General features: G+C 41.1%; 17 protein-coding genes and 1 other annotated feature. Of the genes, 2 read left to right on the forward strand and 15 right to left on the reverse strand.

The annotated features are described in order from the left end of the window. Positions 1 to 50 precede the first annotated feature (50 nt). Positions 51 to 3152, reverse strand: coding sequence for a DNA polymerase III subunit alpha (locus B7725_RS07060; protein WP_084875362.1), 3102 nt, complete (start codon positions 3150 to 3152; stop codon positions 51 to 53). A 386-nt stretch (positions 3153 to 3538) separates the two neighbouring features. Between B7725_RS07060 and B7725_RS07065 the strand changes: the two genes are divergently transcribed. Both B7725_RS07065 and B7725_RS07070 read left to right on the forward strand, forming a co-directional pair. After that, complete coding sequence (locus B7725_RS07065) at positions 3539 to 5812, forward strand: Xaa-Pro dipeptidyl-peptidase (protein WP_084875364.1); 2274 nt, start codon at positions 3539 to 3541, stop codon at positions 5810 to 5812. 18 nt (positions 5813 to 5830) lie between these two features. Beyond that, the gene (locus B7725_RS07070; protein ID WP_001043015.1) at positions 5831 to 6301 is read left to right on the forward strand and encodes an arginine repressor; all 471 of its coding nucleotides are present in this window, start codon (positions 5831 to 5833) and stop codon (positions 6299 to 6301) included. Between the two features lie 35 nt (positions 6302 to 6336). On the opposite strand, the gene B7725_RS10005 is transcribed toward B7725_RS07070, so the two are convergent. The 14 genes from B7725_RS10005 to ftsW form a co-directional block, all read right to left on the reverse strand. After that, positions 6337 to 6501: a hypothetical protein gene (locus B7725_RS10005; protein ID WP_000502578.1), complete on the reverse strand. Its 165-nt coding sequence runs from the start codon at positions 6499 to 6501 to the stop codon at positions 6337 to 6339. Between the two features lie 9 nt (positions 6502 to 6510). After that, on the reverse strand, positions 6511 to 7821 hold the full coding sequence (gene obgE / locus B7725_RS07080; protein ID WP_084875365.1) for a GTPase ObgE: 1311 nt from the start codon (positions 7819 to 7821) through the stop codon (positions 6511 to 6513). Between the two features lie 71 nt (positions 7822 to 7892). Beyond that, positions 7893 to 8027, reverse strand: coding sequence for a DUF4044 domain-containing protein (locus tag B7725_RS07085; protein WP_000863851.1), 135 nt, complete (start codon positions 8025 to 8027; stop codon positions 7893 to 7895). Positions 8028 to 8057: 30 nt separating this feature from the next. After that, positions 8058 to 8246, reverse strand: coding sequence for a PspC domain-containing protein (locus tag B7725_RS07090; protein WP_000735791.1), 189 nt, complete (start codon positions 8244 to 8246; stop codon positions 8058 to 8060). A gap of 20 nt (positions 8247 to 8266) precedes the next feature. Then, entirely contained in the window at positions 8267 to 9592 is a 1326-nt protein-coding gene (locus B7725_RS07095; RefSeq protein WP_084875367.1) for a glycosyltransferase family 4 protein, read from the reverse strand. An 8-nt stretch (positions 9593 to 9600) separates the two neighbouring features. Continuing rightward, positions 9601 to 10644, reverse strand: a complete 1044-nt coding sequence (locus B7725_RS07100) for a glycosyltransferase family 4 protein (RefSeq protein ID WP_193431822.1) — start codon at positions 10642 to 10644, stop codon at positions 9601 to 9603. Positions 10645 to 10756: 112 nt separating this feature from the next. Continuing rightward, on the reverse strand, positions 10757 to 11086 hold the full coding sequence (locus tag B7725_RS07105; protein ID WP_000331931.1) for a metal-sulfur cluster assembly factor: 330 nt from the start codon (positions 11084 to 11086) through the stop codon (positions 10757 to 10759). 14 nt (positions 11087 to 11100) lie between these two features. Continuing rightward, entirely contained in the window at positions 11101 to 12210 is a 1110-nt protein-coding gene (rpoD, locus tag B7725_RS07110; protein WP_000201893.1) for an RNA polymerase sigma factor RpoD, read from the reverse strand. A 2-nt stretch (positions 12211 to 12212) separates the two neighbouring features. Further along, complete coding sequence (dnaG, locus tag B7725_RS07115) at positions 12213 to 13973, reverse strand: DNA primase (RefSeq protein WP_084875368.1); 1761 nt, start codon at positions 13971 to 13973, stop codon at positions 12213 to 12215. 195 nt (positions 13974 to 14168) lie between these two features. Next, positions 14169 to 14927: an ABC transporter ATP-binding protein gene (locus B7725_RS07120; protein ID WP_084875370.1), complete on the reverse strand. Its 759-nt coding sequence runs from the start codon at positions 14925 to 14927 to the stop codon at positions 14169 to 14171. Further along, on the reverse strand, positions 14924 to 15790 hold the full coding sequence (locus tag B7725_RS07125) for an ABC transporter permease (protein WP_084875372.1): 867 nt from the start codon (positions 15788 to 15790) through the stop codon (positions 14924 to 14926). Before B7725_RS07125 ends, B7725_RS07120 begins: the two co-directional genes overlap by 4 nt. A gap of 65 nt (positions 15791 to 15855) precedes the next feature. Beyond that, a complete protein-coding gene (gene trpX, locus B7725_RS07130) occupies positions 15856 to 16851 on the reverse strand; it encodes a tryptophan ABC transporter substrate-binding protein (protein WP_084875374.1) in 996 nt (331 codons plus the stop codon). Between the two features lie 117 nt (positions 16852 to 16968). Next, positions 16969 to 17184: a binding site (T-box leader), on the reverse strand. A 96-nt stretch (positions 17185 to 17280) separates the two neighbouring features. Next, entirely contained in the window at positions 17281 to 19977 is a 2697-nt protein-coding gene (gene ppc, locus B7725_RS07135) for a phosphoenolpyruvate carboxylase (RefSeq protein WP_084875377.1), read from the reverse strand. A 24-nt stretch (positions 19978 to 20001) separates the two neighbouring features. Further along, entirely contained in the window at positions 20002 to 21225 is a 1224-nt protein-coding gene (gene ftsW, locus B7725_RS07140) for a cell division peptidoglycan polymerase FtsW (protein WP_084875379.1), read from the reverse strand. Positions 21226 to 21323: the final 98 nt, after the last annotated feature.

The following is a 21323-nucleotide window of genomic DNA, read 5'->3' on the forward strand; positions in this document are numbered from 1 at the left end:
TTACTGATTATACCACATTTAAATCGAAAATTCTTCTATTTTTCGTATTTTTAGCGATAAATCGTTTTCATGGTAATTTCCTTTAATTTCTCCTGTAAAGCAGGCTCTTTTTTTACAAAATGCCGTGTAGAAACAACTGTTTTTTGCTCCTCTTCATACCTGATAATCACAGGAATTGGGCCTTTGTATTGTTCTAGGATATGTGAAATCTCTTTATCGTATTCATGATTTTTAACTTGGATCCAGAATCGTTCCGCCACTGCTTCTTTCAAATCTTGTGCAATCATTTGCAGACGACCATCTCGGGATTGAACCCTTCCATTGATATAGTAAAATTTTCCTTCGGATAAAATGGAAGCGAATTTTCTATATTGGTCTGAAAATACAGTTACATCCATCCGAGACTTACTATCATGAACCTGTAGAAAGGCCATGCTCTCGCCCTTCTTGGTTCGAATCACCTTTAGTTTTTGCACTTCAACTAGAAGAGTGGCTTGAGCCCCCTCGGTTAGATTAGCGATCGGGGTCGTCGGATATAGGGCTTGTTTGGCAAGAGTTTGGAGAGGATGGGCACTGATACCTACCCCAATCAATTCCTGCTCCTTATAAAATTTCTCCGCCTCTGTAAAATCATCAGCCTCAGTCCAACTATAGGTTGTATCCGCAAAGAGACCTCCCAACTCCTCAACAAAGACAAATAAGTTTGGTAGGTTTACTAAGATTTTCTGGCGATTCTTGTCAAATTCATCAAAAAGCCCTAGTTCAACCAAAGGTGTCAAAAGCGAAAGTTTCTTGTAATTCTTGGGGAGACGCGTGACGAAATCTTCCACACTTGAAAAAGGACGATTTTCGATGATCCAGTAAGAAAAATCTCTTGGCATGCCCTTAATGGCTTTTAGACCAAGATATATTTTCTTCTGAGCAATTTTATCGTGATAGGGAATGCTATTGATTGCTAACGGGGCTACTTCAAAGCCCATCTGCAATGCATCCACAATGTAATCACTGCTTGAATAATTCAACATGACTTGAAAGAAAATAGCAGGATAGTGCGTCTTGAAATAAGCTAGCTGGAAAGCCAGCGCTGAGTAGGCATAGGCGTGGGATCTGTTAAATCCGTAGCCCGCAAACTTTTCCATCACTGCAAAAACTTGGTTGGCTTTTTCTTCTGTATGCCCAAGTTTCATAGCTCCTGTGATAAAATCTTCCTTCATCAAATGCATCTCTTTAGCATTTTTCTTCCCCATGGCTCGTCTGAGAATATCGGCTTTACCAAGACTGAAGCCTCCAAAGCGCTGAGCTACCTGCATGACCTGCTCTTGATAGAGCATGATACCGTAGGTTGATGAGAGAATATCCTCCAAGGCAGAATCTAGTACCGTCACCTTTTCTTTACCGTGCTTACGAGCAACAAAATTATCAATATAATCACTAGCCCCTGGTCTATTGAGGGATGTCGTTGCTACCACTTCTTCGAAGACTTGTGGTTTGACCCGTTTCAAGAGTCGAATGGCGCCAGGTTGTTCAAATTGGAAAATCCCCTTGGTATTTCCAGAAGCAAAAAGGGCCAGAGTTTCTTTGTCTTCCAAATCAATCTCTTCGATTTTCAAATGAATACCTTCTGACTCAGCTAGTAATTCCTGCATTTTTTGGACAAAAGTTAAGTTACGCAGACCTAGGAAATCCATTTTTAGAAGGCCATTTGCTTCAACTGCATGTGCATCATATTGGGTGATTAGCATGTCCTCACCGTATTTTAGAGGAATATAGTCCGTCAAATCTTGGTCACTCATAACGACTCCTGCCGCATGGATAGAGGTCTGACGAGGATATCCTTCAATCTTTCGAGCAATCTCAAAAGCTTTTTGGTATTCAATCTTGCTATTGATGACCTGTCTAAATTGCAAATTCTTTTCATAGGCCGTCGTTAGCGTATCTCGGAAACTGATTTTTTTCGTAATATTTGTTAATTCGTACTCTGGAACGCCATAGCGTTTGAAAACATCACGAATCGCTTGTTTTGCTCCAAAGGTCGAATAAGTGACAATCTGTGCCACGTGTTGACTGCCATAGCGATCACGAACATAACGAATGAACTCTGGTCTATAAAGGTCAGGGATATCGATATCGATATCGGGCATGGTATAGCGCTCACGATTTAAAAAGCGCTCGAAAATCAAGTTCTTTTCAACCGGATCAATCCCTGTGATATCAAGTGAGTAAGCCACCAGACTACCAACAGCAGAACCACGCCCCATACCCATATAGTAGCCTTGGGAACGTCCAAAACGGAGCAAATCCCAAACTACAAGGAAATAATCGTCAAATCCCATATCATGAATCACAGCTAATTCTTCATTCAGTCGCTCACGATAGATAATTGAGGTTAGCCCCTTGTCACTCAAGCCTTGCTCAGCTCTTGCTCGAAGCTCTTCCACCGCTGGTCTTTCAGGATTAAAGCGAGGGAGTTTTAAACTTGGATCAAGTTGGTAGCTAACATTCTCTATCAAACCTTGTAGATTGGCAAGTGCCTGAGAGAAGCGATTTTTAAACCGAGCTTCTAAATCTGAGGCAGGTAAAAAAATCCCTTGTTGTGAATGCACATCCACTTCCCTAAGACTGACATTGTCCTTGACTGCCGACAAGATTTGCAAAACTTGTATATCTTCTTTTTCAAAAGAGTTGACTTGATAGAGTGGAAGAATCGGTCTGGTAAAGACTTCTTGAGGAGTATCTGGACTGACACCGATAAAATAATCATGCCCCAAATCCAGTTGTTCGACCCCATTAAAATAGGGAACAATAATGGCCACATCTTCGAGGTGGGAGGTGAAGTCAGACCAATTTTTCCGTCCAGTCATTTTTAAAGTGGATAACTTCATCAACTCTTGATAGCCTTTAGTGGATAGAGCTAGAAAACGGAGAGAAATATTCTCCTCATCTTTGATCAAGGTCATTTCAAGACCAATTAAAGGTTGGATGCCATACTTACGAGTCACTTCTAGAAAATGATAGGCTCCATAGAGATTGTCCACATCCATGATAGCAAGGTGAGAATAGCCATACTCTTTAGCTGTTTGTACATATTTTTCAATCGAAACCACACTTTCCATAAAACTGTAAACAGTCTTGGTGTCGAGCTGCGCAATCATTTCTTCTCCTCCTTGCTTTCGTTTTACTACTATTATACCATTTTAAGTTGGATATTGAAGCAACTCGGATGCTTTCTTTTCAACATCAGCATTTACAACCTCTCCGTCTTTCTTCCCTTTAATTTTTAATATTATAAGATGGATTTGAATATCATTTTAGACATTTTTATACTAAGTAAAGTATAATAAGGCCAGACTCTATATGCAATTTCACATATAAAAAATTCTAAGAAAGGGCTTTTTATTATAGTATTTATTCATCATTTTATAATAACTTACTAAATAGGTATTCCGCTTCACGAAATTTCTTTCATTAAAGTTTATTTATTCCATTTTTCCTTATTTTTTGATATAATAAATTCAGTCTGTTTTCAAAGGAGAGAACCATGCGTTTTAATCAATTTAGCTATCTTCCGACCACTAGTTCTCAACAATTAGATGAACTAGCAAGTCTTGGTCTGGAATTGTCACCTCAACTGCCCTTAAAAAAGCAATTTGAAGACTTCATCCGTTGGAGTTTTTTCACTTATTCTAACACGGATTATGCCTTATCCACTTTGGCCACGGATAACGAAACAGATCTATTAACTTTTTTCCAATCAGAGCGTAATTTAACTGCTGATGTTTTCTACACGGTAGTTTTTCAACTTTTAGGGTTTAACTATCTTGTTGACTTTGAGGACGCCGAACAATTCCGTAAAGAAACTGGATTTCCTATTGTTTATGGAGATCTCATCGAAAATCTTTATCAGTTACTCAATACGCGAACGAAAAAAGGAAATACGCTCATCGATCAGCTTGTTAGTGATGGACTCATTTTAGAAGACAATCACTACCACTACTTTAACAGTAAGAGCTTGGCAACCTTCTCTACTCATGATGTCATTCGTGAAGTCGTGTATGTCGAGAGTCGTGTGGATACTGATAAAGACAGTCTCCCTGACTTAGTCAAGGTCAGCATTATTCGCCCGCGTTATGATGGACAGATTCCTTCAGTTATGACTGCCAGCCCTTATAACCAAGGGACCAACGTCAAAGCTAGCGATAAAGCTCTCTACAAAATGGAAGGAGAACTTGAGGTTAAACATGCCCACACCATTGAGCTTGAGGAGCCTAAGCTGAATTTAGTCGAGCCTTTCGGCCAAACTGAACTCGTCTCTGAAGCTGAAGAAAGGTTAGCTCATATCAACAGCTCATACACCCTCAATGACTACTTCCTCCCACGAGGATTTGCCAATCTCTATGTGTCGGGTGTTGGTACCAGGGATTCCCAAGGTCTCATGACTAATGGGGACTACCATCAAATTGAAGCATATAAAAACGTGATTGACTGGCTTAATGGTCGTTGCCGGGCTTTCACGGACCACACACGTAAACGTCAAGTCAAGGCTGATTGGTCAAACGGTAAAGTCGCAACAACAGGAATTTCCTATCTAGGGACCATGTCCAATGGACTTGCGACCACTGGTGTTGATGGCTTAGAAGTGATCATCGCAGAAGCAGGTATTTCCTCATGGTACAACTACTATCGGGAAAATGGTTTGGTGACTAGCCCAGGTGGTTATCCAGGTGAGGATTTTGACTCACTTGCTGAATTGACCTACTCCCGTAATCTCCTAGCTGGTGATTATATTCGTGGTAATGGAGCTCATCAGGCAGACTTAGAGAAGGTAAAAGAACAATTAGATCGCAAGACTGGTGACTACAATCAGTTTTGGCATGACCGCAACTATCTGCTCAATGCTCATAAGGTTCAAGCTGAGGTCGTCTTTACGCATGGTTCTCAAGATTGGAACGTCAAACCTCTTCATGTTTACCAGATGTTTCATGCTCTTCCAACTCATATCAATAAGCACCTCTTTTTCCATCATGGTGCCCATGTCTATATGAACAATTGGCAGTCAATTGACTTCCGCGAATCCATGAATGCCTTGTTAAGTAAGAAACTGTTAGGACTTGACTCAAGCTATCAACTCCCTACTATCATCTGGCAGGACAATACTGCACCGCAAACATGGCAGAGCCTTGACGACTTTGGCAAACAGAATAAACTGCATACTTTCCCACTTGGAACTGAAGAAAAGGTGATTCAAAACCAGTATGATCAAAAAGATTTTGAGCGTTATGGCAAGACTTACCAAACCTTCAACACAGAACTTTACCAAGGAAAAGCCAATCAAATCACCATTGACCTTCCAGTAAGTCAAGACATTCACTTAAATGGGCGAGTGGAGCTGAAACTTCGTGTCAAATCAAGTACAAACAAGGGCTTATTATCTGCTCAACTCCTCCAACTAGGACAACAGAAGTACCTTCAACCCTATCCAGCAGTTCAATCAGTCCGAACAATTGATAATGGTCGTTACCACATGTTAGAAAATCTCTGTGAACTGCCATTCAATCCAAGTGCTCAACGTGTCATCACTAAAGGCTACCTCAATCTTCAAAACCGAGATGATCTCTTGACAATCGAAGAAATCCAACCAAATGAATGGATGGACTTCAAGCTAGAGCTTCAACCAACTATTTACAAACTTAAGGAAGGAGACATTCTCCGCTTAGTGCTCTACACAACAGACTTTGAGATTACAATTCGAGATAATACAGACTATCACTTGACTGTTGATTTAGCACAATCTACTATCACTATTCCCTCATAAAAGGAGCTATTAACACTTATGAACAAATCTGAACACAGACACCAACTTATTCGTGCCCTCGTTTCAAAAAATAAAATCCATACCCAAGCGGAATTGCAAGCCTTGTTAGCCGAAAACGATATCCAAGTTACACAGGCTACCTTATCACGCGATATCAAAACCATGAACCTTTCAAAAGTACGCGAAGAAGATCATTCTTACTACGTGTTAAATACAGGCTCTATCTCCAAGTGGGAAAAACGTCTTGAAAATTATATGGAAGATGCTCTTGTTATGTTGCGTCCTGTCCAACACCAAGTTATTTTGAAAACCTTACCCGGTTTGGCTCAATCATTTGGATCTGTAATTGATTCCTTGGACTTTCCAGATGTCATTGCAACGCTTTGTGGAGATGATGTCTGCATGATTATCTGTGAGGATGCTACAAAAGCGCAAGCTTGTTTTGAAAGTCTTAAAAAATATGCACCACCATTTTTCTTTGGTGAATAACACAAATCCCGTGATCAAAAAATCACGGGAATTTTTTATTTCTTGGACTGTGTTTCTTCTTTCTTTGTACGTGCTAATCGAAGGGCACGTTTAGGGTTGAGACGATTAAACAATTCTTCTAGTTTCTTTTCATTCCATACATCTGCTGCAGAAACAAAATTTCCATCTGCATCTCGGAATGATATCGGTTTATCTCCCATATCAATCTCCTAGTCTACAAATTCAAATTCAAATTTACCGATGCGAACCAAATCACCATCTTTGGCTCCACGCGCACGAAGGGCTTCATCAACCCCCATACCACGAAGCTGGCGGGCAAATTTCATAACTGATTCGTCACGGTCAAAGTTGGTCATGTTAAAGAGTTTCATGAGTTTTTCACCAGAAAGTACCCATGTCGCATCATCATCACGACTAATCTCAAAGGCTTTTTCTTCCTCGTCAAAACCGTAGTACGCCTCTTCTACCATATCAGACTCATCATAGATTGGGAATTCTGGAGTCTTGTCTAACAATTCAGCTGTCGCATCCAAAAGAGTTGCCAAACCTTGCTTGGTCAATCCAGAAATAGGGAAGATGGCTGGAAGTTCCTCAAACTCGTCGTAGTTTGCTACCAACTTTTCCTTGAAAGTTTTAAGATTTTCCTGACTTTCAGGCATATCCATCTTGTTGGCCACAATGATCTGCGGACGTTCCATGAGACGAAGGTTGTAGGATTCTAATTCCTTATTGATAGCAAGGTAATCCTCATAAGGATCACGTCCTTCGCTAGCTGACATATCGATGACATGGAGGATAACTCGTGTACGTTCGATATGACGGAGAAACTGGGTTCCAAGACCAACCCCTTGACTAGCCCCTTCAATCAAACCTGGAAGGTCTGCTACTGCAAAAGATTCACCTGACTGTGTACGAACCATACCCAAATTAGGGACAATCGTCGTAAAGTGGTAAGCACCGATTTTAGGTTTAGCTGAAGTGATGACACTAAGCAAAGTTGACTTTCCGACAGATGGGAAACCGACCAAGCCGACATCCGCTAGAATCTTCAATTCCAGTTGCAACTCACGTTCTTGACCTGGCTCTCCATTCTCAGAGATTTCAGGCGCAGGATTTTTTGGTGTTGCAAAACGGATATTCCCACGACCACCTCGGCCGCCATGAGCCACGATAAATTCTTGACCATGTGCAATCAAGTCTGTAATGACTTTACCTGTTTCTGCATCACGTACAGTAGTTCCCTGTGGCACACGAACACGAAGGTCTTCTGCACCACGTCCGTGCATTCCTTTGGTCATTCCTTTTTCACCAGAATCAGCCTTGAAATGACGGTTATAGCGGAAATCCATCAAGGTACGCAAGCCCTCGTCTACTACGAAAACAACGTTACCTCCACGTCCACCATCACCACCCCAAGGACCGCCATTCGGGACATATTTTTCACGGCGAAAGGCAACCATGCCATCGCCACCATTACCAGCCTTGACCTTAATCTTGGCTGTATCTAAAAACATACTCATATTTTCTTCTCACTTTAAAAAGGCTGGGGAGAACCCAGTCATTAGTTATTGTTTCTATCCACGCAGCTTGCTTAGAATCTGCTAAATGCTCCAAGCGCTGTCGCAAAGATACCAGCAAGGGTTACAAACAACATGATGAGCACGACAACAAGTGTCACTTTCTCAAACAATGTTTTTTTACGTTTTCCATTATCTCCAAAAGCCATAACTTCTCCTTTTCACTTTATAATTCTAGTTTAATAGTCTGTCGAAACTGGTGCAACCACCCATAAAATGATGTAAGCAAGGATTCCTGCTCCATAACAAAATGCAAGAACACCCCAAACAACACGAACAATTGTTGGGTCAATATCAAAATAATGGGCAACTCCTGCACAGACTCCACCAATTATTTGGTTTTTTCCACTTCGCATTAATTTTTTCATAATATTTTCCTCTTATTCTATTATTTGAATTCGTCTCTCCAATAATCTCTGATACTAGACAATTGTTTTCGAGACGCTCTTAAAATACGCTTGGATTCTTTTACTGGGCTTGTAACAGCCTGTTGAGGTAGATAGAGAATCGTTTTTAAGAAGCGCTGAGTGACAGGTTGTCCATCATGTAGCTCATGTTCAAAGTTATTTGAGATAATGGCATCAAGGTAAAACTCATGAACTCGTTTCCCAAAATTTTCAGCCGAAATCTCGTACAACTTATCCGCTAACTTTTGTTCAGACATATCAGGAGTAGCGATCAAAGCTTCAAGGATAGCTCCTGCAAGCTCTCGTTCTCCATAGTAGAGGGTCCCAAACATTTTATCATTGATCAGATTTTCAAGATAGGGATTGCCATGAGCAATAACAGGCGTTCCACTGGCTAGACTTTCTAGATAGGTTAAACCCTGAGTTTCACTCGTAGAGGCTGAAATAAAGAAATCAGCTGCTTTATAGTACAAGGCTGTCTCACTTGGAGCAATCATACCTGTAAAAATCACATGTTTTTGTATGTTTAATTTCCCTGCTTGTTCTTTCAGACTATCCAGATAAGGTCCGTCTCCAGCAACAACCAACTTCACCTTGTCTTCTTCTTTCAATACTTCAGTAAAAGCATCTAGAACTGCTTGGATATTCTTCTCGTAAGAAATACGCGAAAGGCTCAGTAGCATTTTCTCGTCTTCCTGAATACCTAACTTCGAACGAAGTTCTTGCAAGTTTTCCTCTTTAATCTCAGGTCGTTCAAACTTAGCTAGCTCAATTCCGGTTGGAATGACACGTTTTTCAACCTTCACTTTGTATTTAGATAAAAGGTCCCGAACAATCTCGCTAGGACAGATTACTCCATCTACATCACGAAGGAAACCACGTACCAGATATTTTACCATACTTGGACGAATCAACATCCCCTTAGCAATATAATGCACATAGTCTTCGTACTGGGTATGGTAAGTATGGATAACAGGAATTCTCAATTCTCGTGCAATCCAAATTCCTAATAATCCAAGTGAAAATTCTGTCTGGGTGTGAATGATATCGAGTTGATACTGCTTGGCGATTTCAAGTGCCTTTGTAAAACCTCGATAGGCAAATCGTCGATCCTTAAATGCAAAGAAAGGAACACTCGGAATTCGAATGATTTGCCAATCCTCGTAGCGATTCACATCTTTATCTGTTGTTGTAAAGATAAAAACTGCATGCCCCTGCTTCTCAAGCTCTGTCTTCAAGGTTCGAATACTGGTCGCAACCCCGGAAACCTGAGGAAAATAGGTGTCTGTAAATAAACCAATTCGCATAGATTACCTCACTTTTTACCTAGAGCAGCCTGTTCCCGATAAAATTTTAACCAAATTCCCAGTAAACGCTCTTCCGAATACTGCTTGGATATCCTTTTCGCTTTTTCTTTCAATTCTTTCAACGCTTCAGGATTTTCTTTATATTCTAGGATTGCTTCTCTCATCTCTGAAACATCACTTGTCGCACGATAATTCCCTTCAAGGATGACCTTGTATAGATCTAAATCCCTCAACATAATCGGTGCTTCACAACTAGCTGCCTCTAAGATAGTCATAGGGAATAGTTCATTGTAACTTGGTAGCAAGAACAAATCTGCCAAAGCGTAGAGCTCTCGCATTCGCTCTGGAGGAACAATACCTGAGAAAATTAGATTTTTAGGTGGATTCTCCATGATTTTTTTATAGCGTTCATAACCATCTGTCATCCCGCCAAATGAAAAACCTCCAGCCCAGATAAAAGTAACTTCTGGCAATTCCTCCGCAAGACGAATAAAGTCATCAATTCCTTTACGTTTCTGAACCTGACCCGCACCGATAACAACAAACTGTTCTTCAGCTAAATCCATTTCCTGACGAAGTTTTGCTACTTGGTCAGCTGGCAGTGGATGCCATTTTTCCTTATTTACAAAGTTTGGAATATAAGTTACTTTTTCACGTGGAATACCAGCTGCCACCAAATCCTCTATAAACATGGGATTAACCACCACCAGGTGTTCCATTCGGTTGTAAAAGGAAAAAACATAGCGTTTGACAATTCCTTTTAAGAAAAATGGAATTTTCAAACTCCCCTCAAGCGTATCAGGCAAAAAATGCACATAGCCAATTTTTCTCCCAGAGCGTTTCTTTTGGAAAGTAGATAAATAATAGGGGAAATCAATGGTATGAAAGTGGGTTACATCTGCCTCTACAGGAAGATTCTCCGTAACAATCAACTGATCTTTGGCATCACGATGAAGGAGACTCACCAATTCACGGTAGGCTCCTGACACTCCTTGACCAGCCACCTTTTCACTTGAACTTAGCATATTAATACGCAATTTTTTGTTTTCCATACTACTCATTATACCATTTTATTTCAAGAAAATCAGTAAAAGAAAGAAGAGACCAGAGGAAAATGGAGGAGCCCCTCTCTTTTCCAATCGTCTCTCGCAATTTTCCAATCGATTACTTAATTCCTAGGGCGATACGCGCATAGCGACTCATTTTTTCAACCGTCCATGCTGGATACCAGACCAATTTGACTTCGATATTGGTTACCTCAGGAACCTCAGTCATCGCATCGTGTATCTGGTCTGTTAAGAGGTCAGCCAGTGGGCACCCCATAGTTGTCAAGGTCATATCAATTTCAGTGTGACCAGTTTCACCATCAAAACGAATTTCATAAATCAAACCTAGGTTGACAATATCAATTCCCAACTCAGGGTCAATTACTTCTTCCAAGGCATTTAAAATGCGTGTTTTAATCGTTTCAATTTGCTCTTCTGTATAAGCCATGTTCATCCTCACTCTTAATCTTCAATAAAATCACGAAGCGGTTTGCTGCGACTTGGTTGACGTAGTTTTCTCAAAGCCTTAGCCTCAATCTGACGAATACGTTCACGAGTCACGTTAAAGACTTTACCAACATCTTCAAGAGTACGCATTTTCCCATCATCTAGCCCGAAGCGCAAGCGCAAGACGTTTTCTTCACGGTCTGTGAGAGTATCCAAGACTTCATCCAACTGCTCACGTAAGACGATACGAGTTGTGTAGTCTACTGGATTTTCAATCACTTCGTCTTCGATAAAGTCCCCAAGATGACTATCGTCCTCTTCACCAATCGGTGTTTCAAGTGATACTGGCTCTTGGGCGATTTTTAGGATTTCACGGACCTTGTCAGGTGTCATATCCATACGCTCAGCGATTTGTTCAGGAGTTGGATCTTGACCCAATTCCTGAAGGAGATTCCGCTGTTCACGGACAAGCTTGTTAATGGTTTCCACCATGTGGACAGGGATACGAATAGTACGCGCCTGATCAGCGATGGCACGAGTAATCGCCTGACGAATCCACCAAGTTGCATACGTAGAAAACTTAAATCCTTTTGAATAGTCAAACTTATCCACGGCCTTCATCAAGCCCATGTTTCCTTCTTGAATCAAGTCAAGAAACTGCATGCCACGACCTACGTATCGCTTAGCAATCGAAACTACCAAACGAAGGTTGGCTTCCGCAAGACGTTGTTTGGCTTCGATATCACCAGCCTCAACTGCAAGTGCCAATTCTTTTTCTTCTTCGTTGGTCAAGAGAGGAACAACCCCAATTTCCTTCAAATACATACGGACAGGGTCATTAACCTTAGCAGAAGTTGAACCAATCAAGTCCTCATCACTGAGTTCAGGCTCTTCTTCTGTACTAAGCACACGCGCACTTGGATTTCCTTCGTTATCTGTGATAGAAATTCCAGCATCCTGAATCCGTTGCAAAAGGTCTTCAATGCCATCTGCATCCAGGGTAAAAGGAATAACCAGACTTGAATTGATTTCGTCGTCTGTTGCTGTTCCTGTCTTTTTGTGGTTACGGATAAAATCTGCTACTTGCACATCAAATGTAGTTACTTCTTTTTGTTTTGTTGCCATTATTACTCCATTCTTCTCTTTTGGGAAATCAATCGTTGCAATTCTTCCAAGGCCATGTCTGTATCTCCTACATGACTAGCTTCCTGCACTTTCTTTTTAATCCTTAAATTGTCCTTGCTGAGGAGGGCACGGTTTCGAGTCGCTTCGACTTCCACTAGCTCTTGAGGCGACATCTCAGCTGGCAAATCCAGGCTAAGCACGTGGTACCAGGCATTTTCAACTTCAGGTGTCTGATGAGAAAGCTCCTCTGAGCCGATTTCTCCCTGCTCACTTAATAATTCGTAAAGAATCTGAAATTCTGGGGTATCAAAGAAAAAATCTTCTCTTAATCGATAGTCATTCAAAACAACTGGATTCTCAGCCATCCTATAGAGGAGATGAGCCTCTGCTCTCATGACTGCTGTCAGTTGCCGCGTTACAGGTAGACTAATCGCTGCCGGAGGTTGCTCCTCTTTGACTCTTTCCTGCCTTCGAACAATCCGACTTTCATTTACAATCTGCTCCACCTGCTGGTAATCAAAAGAAGGTAGATTATCCGCCAGAATGTGGATATAGGAATTCTGGGCGGTGATAGACTTTTCCTTGGCGATTAGGGGCGCAATCTTTTCAATAAATTCGATTTGTGCCTGCAAGTTGTCACTATTTTCTGGCTTGAGCTGATGAATATAGAACTCTATGGGACTAATCCGAGTCTTTGTTAAGAGGTAAGCCAGGTCTTCAGCAGAATTCTTTTGTAAATACTCATCTGGGTCCATGGCATCAGGTACTCGGACAACTTCCACCGAGAAGTCTTTTAACTCCTCTAGTGCCTTGGCTGTTGCTGCCTGCCCTGCCTTATCGCCATCATAGCTGAGAACTATCTTTTTGGTAAAGCGTTTGAGGTGGTCGACATGCTCCTTGCTTAAGGCTGTTCCCATGGAAGCTACAGCATTTTCTATACCAGCACGGTAGGCTGCAATCACATCCATGAAGCCTTCCATCAGATAGAGCTCTGTGATCTTCCCTGTTCCCTTTTTTGCCTTGTCCAAATGATACAATTCGTAACTTTTGTTAAAAATTGCAGTCGAACGACTATTTTTATACTTAGCAGTCTGACTATCCGTTTCTTGCCAAATGCGACCTGAAAAAGCAATAACCTGCCCCTTGTCATTGGTCAAAGGAAAGATGATACGTCCAAAAAAAGTATCATAAAACTGATTGCCATCTGACAAGTAAAACAAGCCCGAATCCAATAAATCCTTTTCCTCAAACTTGTCAGATAAACGTTGGTAGAGATAGGTTCTCTCTGCTGGAGCCAGTCCAATTTGAAAGTGCTTCAGAACATCATCCGTCAATCCACGTTTGTAGAGATAAGCCCTTGCTTCTTCTCCCATCTTGGTCGTCATGAGAATTGCATGGTAAAAACGGGCAGCTTCTTCATGCATATCATATAAAGCTTGATGAGGCGAAGCCTGTTGAGGACGAGACTGGACAGGCATGGCTAATTGAATACCGACGCGCTCCCCTAAGAGCTGAACAGCTTCCATAAAGGACACACCTTGGTACTCTTCGATGAACTTAAAAACATCTCCTGAACGACCACATCCGAAACAGTGATAAAACTGCTTGTCTTCCACAACGTTGAAAGAAGGGGTCTTCTCACCATGAAAAGGACAGAGCCCTAAATAGTTCCGTCCAGCCTTTTGTAAAGAAATCACGTCGCCTATGACTTCCACAATGTTGGTATTGTTTTTGATTTCTTCAATAACTTGCTTGTCAACCATACACAATACCTCCATCTTATCATAGTTTTACGTTAACTAGTATAGCTTATTTCTGAAAAAAAGTAAACCATTTCATACGCTTTCCGGAATTCTCTTTGCCATATTTTTCTGGATAGAAAAGGAAGATAAAAAACTCAGAAACACTTTCAGGATTCTAAGTTTTTCTTCACTATTTTTGATGATAATTTAACTCATCTATTCAAATAATTGATAGTAGTCTGAAATTTTCATCTTAGCTTTTTCTTCTTTATTGAGGTCTTGGATGATACGGCCTTCCTTCATGACAATCAGACGATTTCCATACTTCAGTGCATCTTCCATATGGTGGGTAATCATCAAGGCTGTTAGATGACCCTTGTTGACAAAGTCATCTGTTAATTCCATCAAGGCCACACTCGTTTTTGGGTCAAGGGCTGCTGTGTGTTCATCCAACAAGAGCAACTCTGGTCGCTTCAAGGTTGCCATCAAGAGACTCAATGCCTGACGCTGACCGCCTGATAGAAATTCAATAGGAGTGTCCAGATGTTTTTCAAGCCCATTTCCCACTTTTTCAATGGTAGACTGAAATTCTTCCCGATGGCTTGAAAGTCTTCTAGGAAGGAGTCCTCTCTTCTCACCACGAAACTTGGCAATCAAGAGATTTTCCGCCACCGTCATACGGGGAGCCGTCCCCATCTTAGGATCCTGAAAGACACGAGACAAATACTTAGCCCGCTTTTCAGGTGAAAAATGCGTTACATCCTCGCTCATGATACGGATACTTCCACTTGTTAAAGGTAGGGTACCTGCAATAGTGTTAAAAAGTGTTGACTTCCCAGCTCCATTTCCACCTAGAATGGTAATGAAATCATGTTCGAAAATTTCAAGAGAAACATCATTAAGAATGATTTTTTCCTCATTAAAGCCATTCGTGATGACTTTGGTAGCATTTTTTAATTCTACAATTGCTGTCATTTGCTAAACTTGACTCCTTTCAGATATTTGCTTTTGAAGGTTGGAATCATAAGGCAAACTGCCAAAATCAAGGCGCTGTACAAACGAAGATAACTTGTATTAAACCCAAGAGCAATCACTCCCCAGACGAGGAACTGATAAGCAATAGACCCTACAACGATGGTCATGAGTCGCTCTGCCAAGCTCAAACTCTTGAACAAAACCTCACCAATAATCAAGCTAGCAAGCCCTACGACAATCACGCCGATTCCTCGAGAAACATCCGCGTATCCTTCTTGTTGAGCAATTAAGGCTCCTGCAAGTGCGATGATCCCATTTGAGAGAACCAAGCCCATAAGTTCCATTCGTCCTGTATTGATACCAAAGCTACGAGCCATATCGGGATTGTCACCTGTAGCGATGTAAGCCTGACCTAGTTTGGTATCAAGGAAAAAGAGCATAAGGCCAATAACAAGAGCTACAAAGATTAATCCAGTCAGGAGTTGGTTAAGATCTGAATCAAAAGGAAAGACATCCTGAATTTGCTTGGTTCCAAGAAGCCCCAGATTGGCACGTCCCATAATCATCAGCATGATGGAATGGCAAGAAGTCATTACTAAAATTCCTGATAAGAGAGTTGGAATGTTTCCTTTAGTATATAAGAGTCCCGTCGCCATTCCAGCTAGACAGCCAGCTCCTACTGCGGCTAGGGTTGCTAAAAATGGATTGACTCCCTGCGTTATCAGGGTTACAGCTACTGCTCCCCCTAGAGGAAAAGAGCCCTCAGTAGTCATATCAGGGAAATTCAAAATTCGAAAAGTCATAAAGATTCCCAAACCTAAAATCGCCCAGACCATCCCCTGAGAAATAATGGATACTATCATAATCTTTCACTCATTTCTTTCTTTAGTAAAAATGGGAGGAGATGTGTCCAGCTCCTCCTTTATCTTTATTCAATCACTTGTCCTGCTTCTTTTAGAACGGACTCAGGAATAGTGACACCAAGTTCCTGCGCTAGTTTTTTATTAATCACTGACTTACCAGTTGAAAAGACATTAACTGGCGTATCAGCTGGTTTTTCACCTTTCAAAACTTTGGCAATCATTTTACCAGTAGCCACTCCAAGATCGTGTTGGTCAACTACTACAGATGCTAATCCACCTGCTTCTACCATGGCAGTAGCACTTGGGTAGATTGGCTTTTTAGCTGTTTGGTTGCTTGAAACAACTGTTGAAAATGCGGATGCGATGGTGTTATCAATTGGAACCCAAATCGCATCGACCTTGCTTGTCATAACATTGACTGTTGAAGCAATTTCGTTAGTCGAAGGAACGGCAAAGGTTTCGACTGTCAAACCTGCTTTTTCAGCATAAGCCTTGAATTCTTCTACCTGTGTTTTTGAGTTATCTTCGCTACTTGAGTAGAGAGCGCCAATTGTTTTGACATTTGGTGTGAGGGTTTTAATCAATTCCACTTGTTGTTCTGCTGGGTTGTGGTCTGATACCCCTGTGATGTTGCCACCTGGTTTTTTCAAATCTTTAACCAAGTTAGCACCGATTGGGTCTGTAATAGCAGCCATGATAACAGGTAGGTCTTTTGTAGCACTAGCGAGTCCTTGAGCAGCTGGTGTCGCAATCCCAACAACAACATCGTTTCCATTTGCCACCAATTGTTTACTCATGGTTGCGACCTTGCTCTGATCGCCTTCAGAGTTCATAAAGTCGATTTTTACTTGGTCGTCCTTATAGCCTTCTTCAGCTAGTCCATCTTGAATCCCTTGGTAAATCAAGTCCAAGGATGGGTGACTAACAAATTGAAGGACACCAACCTTAGCAACCTTTTGCTCTTCTTTAGATGCTGGCTTGTTCATTGATGAATAAATCAAGCTAGCCACCACCAATATAGCTAATCCAGCGATAATTCCAATCAAACGTTTATTTTTCATATTCTTTCTCCTTTTAAATCACTTGTATAATACTCTTTTCACTCAAAACAAGCGACACCATCGTTTAAATTTCATCATCATCCTCCTAATAGAAAAAGTCCTCACACAAAAAACTTGTGTGAGGACGTCGATGCGCGGTACCACCTCAATTATAGGGAATATCCCTATCGCTCTTTCTCGCAATAACGAGTTGCACTGTAAGGTGTGCTCACCGAATTTTTATGATTTCAAATTCTTTATAACATTCAGCCCAATTTCATCACTTTCATCTATCTGTTTCCACCAACCACAGACTCTCTAAAAAATGAGCATGATTACTTTCTGAATGTTTAAATTATATCATTTTTCAACTACTTGTCAAGGCTATTTTTAGAATTTTTTAAACAATTCAAAAACTTCCCCTTGAAAAAAGAGGAAGTTTGTAGAATATCAGCCTGAATTACGCAAACCAGTTGCAATTCCGTTGATAGTTGTATGGATCAGTTTTTCTTCGTCAACTGACAATTCGCCGCGACGTTGACGTTTGATCAACTCCAACTGGATGTAGTTAAGGATGTTAAAGTAAGGCATACGATAGTTTAGGCTGTCTTTTAGGTAAGAGTTTTCTGCCAAGAGTTCGTCATAGCCTTCGATAGCTAGAATAACGTCCTTGGTCAATTGCCATTCATCTAAAATAGTGTAGTAGATAGCCTGCACTTCTTCATCTTCACAGAGCTTGGCATATTCAAAAGCAATGTTCATGTTAGACTTAGATAAGACCATGTCTACATTGGAAAGCAAAGATTGGAAGAAAGGCCAGTTTTGGTACATGTCACGAAGAAACTCGATGTTCTTCGGATCTTGATCTATAAACTCTTTAAAGCTGGATCCCACACCATACCATCCAGGGAACATGACACGACTTTGTGACCATGAGAAGACCCAAGGAATGGCACGTAGACCACCGATTTCAGTGATGGTCTTACGAGCTGCTGGACGCGAACCGATATTGAAGCTTGAAATAGCCTTGATTGGGCTTGACTCGAAGAAATAGTCATAGAAATGTTCATTTCCAAAGACCAAATCACGGTAGATATCGTAGCTACGGTCCACCACTTGATCCATAACAGCTTCATAACGATTTGACGTGTTGGTATCGCTCTTCTTCTTGGTAATCATACGGTTAATAGCTGCAGAAACCAACATTTCAAGGTTATAATAGGCAGCGTCTTTGTTTCCGTATTTGTTTCCGATCACTTCTCCTTGCTCAGTCAGACGGATACGGTCCTTGATAGACTTGAGCGGTTGAGATGTGATGGCTTCATAAGTTGGACCGCCACCTCGACCAACAGTACCACCACGACCATGGAAGAAGGTGACTTTAACGCCAAATTCATCCCCAATAGCAGTCAGTTGTTGTTGAGCTTTATAGAGAGTCCAACACGATGATAGATAACCACCATCCTTGTTACTATCAGAGTAACCAAGCATGATTTCTTGGTAGTTGTCTTTTGAAGCAATCCATTTTTTAGCCAAAGGTAGAGAGAAATATCTTCTCATGGTTTCTTCTGAGTGATCCAAATCTTCAATCGTTTCAAAGAGGGGAACAATCTGAACGCGGGCTTTTTGGGCATCCACCAAGCCGACTTCCTTGAGCATGATGGCTAATTCTAGCATATCAGATACACTTGTCGCGTGAGAGATGATGGTTTGGCGAATGACATTTTCACCCAGTTTATCCTTCAACTTGCGAGCAGTTTTGAAGATAGACAATTCTTTCTCAAGCAATTCTGACTTTTCAGCATGAGTAGCTGAGAGGATACGAGGATCTTCTTCCAACTCTTTTAAGAGGAGGGCGCATTTTTCATCTTCAGAGAGATCGCTATAATGGTCGTTGATGCCAGCAGATGCTAACAATTCAGCCACACAGGCTTCATGAACACTAGAGTCTTGGCGCATATCGATAGAAGCAAGGTAGAAGCCAAAGATTTCAACGGCTTGCATCAGTTCAACAAATTCTCCTGAAATCAGGTATTCCCCTTTGTTCTCAAGGAGAGAATCTCGAATGGCCAACAAGTCTTGATAAAATTCATCTGCAGTAGCATATCTAGGCTGAAGATCCTTGTCTTCAATCAAATAAGCCTTAGTTGCCTGCATCTTAGCTTGGATATCAAAAAGAGCACGACGATAGAGTTCTTTTTCGCGATAAATGGAGTTATCTTGTGACTTAAGCGCCATCTCACGAACTTTATCACTGACATTCACAATACTGGTTGACAGTGAAAATTCACGATAAAGATTATAAATCTTTTCATCGTAGTAGTTCATGATGACTTCGCACTGAGTCAAGGCTGATTTGTTGAGGGTTTCCGCTGTTACGAAAGGATTTCCATCGCGGTCTCCCCCAATCCACATCCCCATAGTAATTGGTTTTGGATGTTGGAGCTCAATTCCTTGTTCTTTAGCTAGTTTCTTATATTCAGCCGTCAAACGTGGCACAGCATTCAGGAATGAACTTTGATAGTACTCCATCACGTTCGTGATTTCGTTGGTTACCTTCAATTTCTTCTCACGAATCATGTCTGTTTGCATGATAATTTCAATGTAACGACGGAGATCCATGTTCCATTTTTCTTTATTAATCAAACCTAGTTTGACATCACGATACTTGCGCAAGAGAGTATGGATATGGTTGGTCAAGTCCAGCATACTCTTGCGTTGTACTTGCGTTGGATGGGCGGTCAAGACAGGAACGACATTTAACTGTTCTAAAATTTCAGCTGCATTTTCTTTTTCAGCTACCATCTTTATGGTTGTAGACAATTTCCCTAGATAGTCTTGGTCCACATTGTTCTGGTGGTTAATTTTATAGGCTAAGTCCACATCCTCAGATATATTAATCAAGAGTGGAAGGATAGAGAAATAACGAGAAATGTAAATCATTTCTTCATTGGAAAGGCTAGTCACCAGTTCATTGAGCCCTTGATAGTTTTCATTTGTTGATAATTCCTTCAACTGCATGATTTTTTCAAAGGTCTCTGGCGCTAGCATATTTTTTGTAATATCTTCTAGTAGCTCTGTCAAAATCAAGACTTCTTCTTGGATGACGGCTTTATTACTATAGTTTTCTAATTTCTGAAGAGACATATATTTTTCCTTTCCATACAATCCTTACAGACCTTCAACAGTTTGAGATTCGTATTCTCTAATGAGTTTAGCACGTTTCTCGCTGGCATCGATATTTAATACAAGGGCAATGGCTACGGATAATACCAGGAGACTGTTCCCACCTTGTGAAAGGAAGGGGAAGGTTACCCCTGTAGAAGGAATCAACCCAGAAATCCCACCGATATTGACAAAGACCTGAACAAGAATCATCCCTCCAACACCGATAGCAACCATGGAGTTAAAGGGATCCTTAGCTCGAATACCAACCAAGATGATTCGCAAAATTAAGAAGAAGAGTAAAGCCAAAATCATACTCGCTCCTACGAATCCAAACTCTTCGATGACAATCGAAAACACGAAATCCGTATGGGCTTCTGGCAGATAGCCACGCTTCTCGATAGAATTTCCCAATCCTAGTCCGAACCAGCCTCCATTAACCATGGCATAGTAGGAATTTGCAAGCTGGTGTCCTGCACCCGCCAAGTCATTAAAGGGATTAAAGAAGGCACTGAAACGTTTAGCAACGTAACCAAATACCGGTATCTGAGAAAATTTTTCAACCCCAACGAGACGAATGATAGACAATACTAAAATTGAACTCCCTGCCAAGAGAGCTAGAATGGTTGAGAACCAACGATAGGCGATTCCACTAACGGTATACATGATGAGCGCCACCAAGACCAAGATGGTCGCATTTCCCAAGTCGGGGAAAATCCCCAAGCTACCAATCAAAACCAGCAGAACAAAACGCCAGTCGTTAAAAGCCCGAGGTAGCCATTGATTTTGGGTCAACACCTGGAAATCATAAACCGCAATCTCATCTTGCTGTTTTGAAAAACGATGTGCCAAGTACCAGATGATGATAATCTTAAGGTATTCAGCCGGCTGAATCGTTACAGGTCCTACAGAAATCCATCCGTATGCTCCATTGACAGGTGTTCCGACCAGACGCGCTAGGGCTAAAAGAACTATCTCCACAATCATCACGATAAAAATGAGACGTCCATTTCTCAGGAAACCTAATTTTAATTTATAGATTAAGGCAATCAAAACCAAACTAGCTACCCAGAAAATCCCCTGGTTACGTACCAATTGAAAAGCGCTTTTTCCTTCTTCGATTAGGGTTGCACTCGTTGTCGAGTAAACTACAATCAACCCCAAAATTGACAGAAGGAAATAAGGAATCAAAATGGAATAGTTTAGTAGGTGCCTTTTACTAATTTTCATATTTCACCACTCTAATAGGAACAGAGGTGGTTGTCCCTAATTCCGTTTTATTTTCTAGTTTTGATTGTTATTATACCACTTTTTCAGAAAGAAAAAAA

The organism is Streptococcus oralis subsp. tigurinus, assembly GCF_002096275.1.
GTDB lineage: Bacteria > Bacillota > Bacilli > Lactobacillales > Streptococcaceae > Streptococcus > Streptococcus oralis_CN.

Excerpts from the sequence above, each read along its gene's own strand:
- B7725_RS07060 (WP_084875362.1), bottom strand. The coding sequence starts at position 3,152 with ATGATTGCGCAGCTCGACACCAAGACTGTTTACAGTTTTATGGAAAGT.
- B7725_RS07065 (WP_084875364.1), top strand. The coding sequence starts at position 3,539 with ATGCGTTTTAATCAATTTAGCTATCTTCCGACCACTAGTTCTCAACAA.
- B7725_RS07070 (WP_001043015.1), top strand. The coding sequence starts at position 5,831 with ATGAACAAATCTGAACACAGACACCAACTTATTCGTGCCCTCGTTTCA.
- B7725_RS10005 (WP_000502578.1), bottom strand. The coding sequence starts at position 6,501 with ATGGGAGATAAACCGATATCATTCCGAGATGCAGATGGAAATTTTGTT.
- obgE (WP_084875365.1), bottom strand. The coding sequence starts at position 7,821 with ATGAGTATGTTTTTAGATACAGCCAAGATTAAGGTCAAGGCTGGTAAT.
- B7725_RS07085 (WP_000863851.1), bottom strand. The coding sequence starts at position 8,027 with ATGGCTTTTGGAGATAATGGAAAACGTAAAAAAACATTGTTTGAGAAA.
- B7725_RS07090 (WP_000735791.1), bottom strand. The coding sequence starts at position 8,246 with ATGAAAAAATTAATGCGAAGTGGAAAAAACCAAATAATTGGTGGAGTC.
- B7725_RS07095 (WP_084875367.1), bottom strand. The coding sequence starts at position 9,592 with ATGCGAATTGGTTTATTTACAGACACCTATTTTCCTCAGGTTTCCGGG.
- B7725_RS07100 (WP_193431822.1), bottom strand. The coding sequence starts at position 10,644 with ATGGAAAACAAAAAATTGCGTATTAATATGCTAAGTTCAAGTGAAAAG.
- B7725_RS07105 (WP_000331931.1), bottom strand. The coding sequence starts at position 11,086 with ATGGCTTATACAGAAGAGCAAATTGAAACGATTAAAACACGCATTTTA.
- rpoD (WP_000201893.1), bottom strand. The coding sequence starts at position 12,210 with ATGGCAACAAAACAAAAAGAAGTAACTACATTTGATGTGCAAGTAGCA.
- dnaG (WP_084875368.1), bottom strand. The coding sequence starts at position 13,973 with ATGGTTGACAAGCAAGTTATTGAAGAAATCAAAAACAATACCAACATT.
- B7725_RS07120 (WP_084875370.1), bottom strand. The coding sequence starts at position 14,927 with ATGACAGCAATTGTAGAATTAAAAAATGCTACCAAAGTCATCACGAAT.
- B7725_RS07125 (WP_084875372.1), bottom strand. The coding sequence starts at position 15,790 with ATGATAGTATCCATTATTTCTCAGGGGATGGTCTGGGCGATTTTAGGT.
- trpX (WP_084875374.1), bottom strand. The coding sequence starts at position 16,851 with ATGAAAAATAAACGTTTGATTGGAATTATCGCTGGATTAGCTATATTG.
- ppc (WP_084875377.1), bottom strand. The coding sequence starts at position 19,977 with ATGTCTCTTCAGAAATTAGAAAACTATAGTAATAAAGCCGTCATCCAA.
- ftsW (WP_084875379.1), bottom strand. The coding sequence starts at position 21,225 with ATGAAAATTAGTAAAAGGCACCTACTAAACTATTCCATTTTGATTCCT.